Raw genomic sequence first — 4,300 nt, forward strand, 5'->3', positions numbered from 1 at the left:
AATAGCAGATGAATTCACTGATTCAGGTCTTAATAAGCAGATTACCCGTATAGATTTCCATATCACTCTCATCTATCTATCAACTTAGATTATTACTTGAGGGGGTGAATAAGACTCAATAATGTCACCAAGAGGTCCAACCGTACAAAGTCTCTCTTGGCAGAACAATCATAGTCACGTACAGAGGAGCTCTGCCAAAAACTCTCACGCATCCCAAGACTTCCTTCTGCCAGAATGTTGTTTTTGCATTTTTCTTGTTGAGCATCGTTAACATGATTTTTCACACAAAATAATTTGATAGTGCTCGGGTTTATATATTGCAGAAAATCGAGCCACCCAAAGTAACCTAACATTCTGAAGAGAAAGGAAATATAGATCGAATGCTTTCTTCTCTTCCGCTGAAAACGAGCATGCGCATATTGATGATTTGCCATACTCATATTTCTGCATGGCGATATCCTTAAGACCCTAATATGGAACGTGTTTGCGCAAAACGCAAGAATCAAAGCGGGCCATGTAGAGGCGGCAAAACGAGCCACTTTCGCTAGTACTACTCGATGTACTGGATAGAAGTCCAAAGACACTAATGTTGAGATCTTGTTAAATGACCATTGTGATGTGCTGCTATCTGTACAAGAGGCCCGTCTACAACCACATCCACAAAGCTCCTAGACCGTGCGGGTTTAGTTCACTCCAGCCGCCAGATTGCCTCTCACATCCAACCAAAACATCCATACTAAAGACAGCAAACACAGACATATAGAGCCCAACTTAAAGAACCGCATGGGCACGGTATACGGACGATCATTGTTTCCAAAACCCGCAACTAAACAACCGCATGTTTGCATTTATTCACTGAAAGGATTGGCGCAGGATGATCTCAGACTTGTCATACAGGGCGACGACTCCGCCGCAGGTCTTGGAGATAAACACAACCACTCTGAGGTAGATATGAAGTATAAAAATAATAATGCCAAAGCCTTATCCCTTGCCGCAGCTTTGCTCTTCAGCAGCGCAAGCTTCGCTGCAACAACCTGGAAAATTGCAGGTGGTGATTCCGAAGGTAGCTCGCAGCACGCCTTTGGCCTGAAGTTTGTTGAGCATCTGGAAGCCAAGACCGACGGCAAATACACCGGTCAGCTGTTCATGAACAGTCAGCTGGGCAGTGAGCAGGATACCGTTGTTGAAGCCGGACTCGGTACGCTGGATTTTTCCATCCTTGCCATCAATAACGTGACTCCGTTCTCCCCTACCGTTGGTGTCTTTACCCTGCCGTATGTCATTCAGAGCCTTGAAGAAGCCGAGATGCTGACCCAAGGGGAAGTGGGCGAAGAACTGGTTGAAAACACGGTTAGGGATGCGGGTGTCCGCATTGTTGGCTGGGCCTACACCGGCTTTCGCGTACTGACGAACTCCAAGCAGCCGGTCAAAACCCTGGAAGATCTGCAGCAGATTATCGTGCGGGTACCGAAGAACGAGATCATGATCGACACCTATAAAGCCTGGGGTGGTAATCCGACACCGATGGCGTGGTCCGAGACATTCACAGCGCTGCAGCAGGGTGTGGTGGATGGTCAGGACAACCCGTACGTGACAGTCGACGCGATGAAGTTCGATACGGTACAGAAGTACGTCACCAACATCCGCTATATCTTCTCCATTGAGCCATTGATCATGAGTGAAGCGCTGTTCCAGGAACAGAAACCTGAAGTACAGCAAGCGATCATTGAAGCGGGCAAAGCGGCTACAAAGCATAGTGCGGAGTTCCTGACCGCCAACGAAGCGCGTATCAAGCAGCAGCTGGTTGAAAAAGGCATGGTGATCAGCGATCCAGCCAACGGTGAAAAAGAGTGGATCGAAAAAGCCACCACAGCGGTCTGGCCGAAGCACTATGACAGCATCGGCGGCAAAGACAAACTGAACCGCATCCTACGCTTACTGGGCCGCAACGAGATCTAAACGTACGACCGAGCAACTCCCAAATTGCCCTGCCGACTGTGTCCGCAGGGCTTTTTTCGGTTACTCTGAAGAAAATCTTCTTATAGCCCTGCGTCTGCCCATGAAAAGAACGAGCCTCTCCGGACAAATTGCTGACATCGACCTGAAACTGCTGCGTATCTTTAAGACCGTGGTGGAGTGCGGAGGCTTTTCCGCTGCCGAAGTCGAGCTTAATATCGGCCGCTCAGCGATCAGCCGCCAGATGTCGGATCTGGAAACCCGTCTGGATATGCACCTGTGCCAACGGGGCCGCTCGGGTTTTCAACTGACGGATCACGGCCGGCTGGTCTATGAAGCGACACAGGAATTGTTGGTTGATCTGGAGAAGTTTCGGGCCAATGTAAACGCGGTACACAGCCGTCTGATTGGTGAGCTGACCCTGGGGCTCACCGATAACATGCTGACTGATCCCAACTCACCGGTGGTCAACGTACTGGGTGCATTTCACCAGCAGGAGCCAGAGGTAAAAATCAATCTCCAGGTGGCAGCACCCAACGAAGTTGAGCGTGCCGTTATTGAGGGGCGCTTCAACATGGGGATCGTACCGCAGCACCATGAGCTCCCTGGTCTGACCTACTATGATCTCTACCACGAAACATCCCTCTTCTACTGCGGACACAACCATCCCCTGTTTGACGTGCCCAGCGATCAGCTCGACATCAACAGCATCAGCCAACACGACTTTATCGCACCGGGTTACACCCACTCGATGATGCTGAAGGAACAGTTCCCACAACTGAAGGCCAGCGCGACCTCCTATCAGGTCGAGGGTATCGCTACCCTCATACTCAGCGGGCAGTACATCGGTTTCTTGCCCAAGCATTACGCTGCCCTCTGGAGTGATAAACAACTGATGCGGGCCTTGCTGCCGGATACCCTGAACTACAAAGTGCCGTTCAAAATCATTGTGCGACGGGACTCACGCCCGAACATACTGCGTGAAGCCTTGCTTGAGGCCTTCAAAAGCGCTGATCAAACAGTCACAGCTATAACGGGCACTTAATCTCCGTAGAACCCGCATAGAATCGCACCGATCAGCTTAGTTTCCATTTATGGAAACTTTAGCTGCTGGAATTGCCATTTATCGCACCTTCCTCAACTCATACAGTGAACCTTTACACTTCGAGTTGAGGAATCAAAATGCTTGAACAACCCGAACTCAGCTTCAGCCCTCTCGCGTCTGAATCCGTTCCCCGCTACGCCGGCATTGCGACGTTTATGCGTCTGCCCCACTACACAATTGCCGAAGGAAAGCAGGCCGATATTGGGCTATACGGTTTGCCTTGGGATGGCGGCACAACCAACCGTGCCGGCGCCCGCCACGGCCCTCGACAGATACGCGATGCATCTGCGCTGATGCGCAAGGTTCACCCGGTGCTAAACCTCAGCCCGTTTAAACTGGCGAAATGTGCCGACTTTGGTGATGCACCTGTTAATCCGCTCCAGATCGAAGAAACGCTGGATATGATCGAAGGTTTTGTTTCCGAGATGGTAGAGCACGATATCGTGCCCCTGGGCGCGGGCGGTGATCACCTTGTCAGCTTACCGGTTTTGAGAGCACTGGCTAAAAAACACGGCCCACTCGGCATGGTTCACTTTGATGCCCATACCGATACCTGGGACCGCTATTTTGGCAACTGCAAATACACCCATGGCACACCGTTCCGCCGTGCAATCGAAGAAGGCATTCTTGATCCGAAACGGGTCGTTCAGATCGGAATCCGTGGTGGGCTTTACAGCGAGAGTGACGATGACTGGGGCCTAGCTCAGGGTATCCGCGTGATGCGAATCGAAGAGTTCACCGAACTTGGCGTGAGCAAGGCACTGGATGTGGCACGTGAAGTGGTGGGTGATCAGGCAACCTATATCAGCTTTGACGTGGACTGCCTCGATCCTGTATTTGCACCCGGTACCGGCACCCCGGAGATTGGCGGCCTCACTACCGTTGAAGCCCAGCTGATGGTGCGGGGGCTACGCGGATTGAACCTGATTGGCGCCGACCTGGTTGAGGTATCCCCACCTTTCGACCCAAGTGGCGCGACCGCGCTGGTTGGCGCAACCCTGATGTGGGAGATGCTGTGTTTGCTGGCGGAGAAAGTCAGCAAAGAAGCGAAATAATCCCTTTCTCAGACAATTCAGACACAAAAAAGCCGGCTTTCGCCCACTGCTGTCCCATAGTTTGGGATAAATAAGAAAGCCTGAATCCATGTGAGTAAAATGAGTGTGCGAGCAAACACTTTAATCACAAAGGATTCAGGCTTTGTCACATCATAACACCGCGTTTCATCAGTTGCTGCAGCCC

At 51.1% G+C, this 4,300-nt stretch carries 3 protein-coding genes; all 3 read left to right on the plus strand.

Annotation, left to right across the window (positions count from 1 at the left end; all coding sequences use genetic code 11):
* The first annotated feature begins 951 nt into the window (after positions 1-951).
* The 3 genes from ACEQ15_RS11900 (at position 952) to speB (ending at position 4,116) form a co-directional block, all read left to right on the plus strand.
* Entirely contained in the window at positions 952-1,959 is a 1,008-nt protein-coding gene (locus tag ACEQ15_RS11900; RefSeq protein WP_370279409.1) for a TRAP transporter substrate-binding protein, read from the plus strand.
* A 100-nt stretch (positions 1,960-2,059) separates the two neighbouring features.
* The gene (locus tag ACEQ15_RS11905; protein ID WP_370279410.1) at positions 2,060-3,001 is read left to right on the plus strand and encodes a LysR family transcriptional regulator; all 942 of its coding nucleotides are present in this window, start codon (positions 2,060-2,062) and stop codon (positions 2,999-3,001) included.
* Between the two features lie 137 nt (positions 3,002-3,138).
* Entirely contained in the window at positions 3,139-4,116 is a 978-nt protein-coding gene (gene speB, locus ACEQ15_RS11910; protein WP_370279411.1) for an agmatinase, read from the plus strand.
* The last annotated feature ends 184 nt before the right edge of the window (positions 4,117-4,300 follow it).

This window comes from Pontibacterium sp. (genome assembly GCF_964228735.1).
Classification (GTDB): Bacteria; Pseudomonadota; Gammaproteobacteria; order Pseudomonadales; family Balneatricaceae; genus Pontibacterium.